Raw genomic sequence first — 571 nt, 5'->3', positions numbered from 1 at the left:
AAGTCGTCAACCTGACCGTCATTACTACTGTCGGGACCGGTGAGATGTCCGGCGTTGAGTCCAATTAAACCGCAGGCTCCTCCGGTTGTGGTGCTCCCCCGCCAATTCCTTTAAGTTTCATCCTTGCAGACGTACTTCCCAGGCGGCTCGCTTCTCGGCTTCCCTAGGGCGCAGCGCAGGCTCGTAGCCTACGGCACACCTAGCGAGCATCGTTTACAGCTAGGACTACCCGGGTATCTAATCCGGTTCGAGACCCTAGCTTTCGTCCCTCACCGTCGGGTCCGTCTTCCTGAGGTGGTTTCCCCATTGGTGGTCCGTCCAGGATTACAGGATTTCACTCCTACCCCGGACGTACCCCTCAGGTCTTCCGGCCCCAAGCCGGACAGTTTCCGCTGGACGCCGACGCGTTGAGCGCGTCGATTTCCCAACGGACTTGTCCGGCCGGCTACGGACGCTTTAGGCCCAATAATATCGGCCATCACTTGGACTGCCGGTATTACCGCGGCGGCTGGCACCGGTCTTGCCCAGTCCTTGTTCCTGTACCACCTTACGGTACAGAAAAGCGAGGGCT

General features: G+C 59.2%; 1 rRNA gene. It reads right to left on the bottom strand.

The window, feature by feature from the left end:
- Positions 1–571, bottom strand: a 16S ribosomal RNA gene (locus D3D01_RS22610); the annotation flags it as partial.

Origin of the sequence: Haloarcula sp. Atlit-7R (genome assembly GCF_003666065.1) — an archaeon.
GTDB classification, from domain to species: Archaea; Halobacteriota; Halobacteria; order Halobacteriales; family Haloarculaceae; genus Haloarcula; species Haloarcula taiwanensis.
Note: the sequence above shows the minus strand (reverse complement) of the source record. Positions and strands in the feature narration are given on the sequence as shown.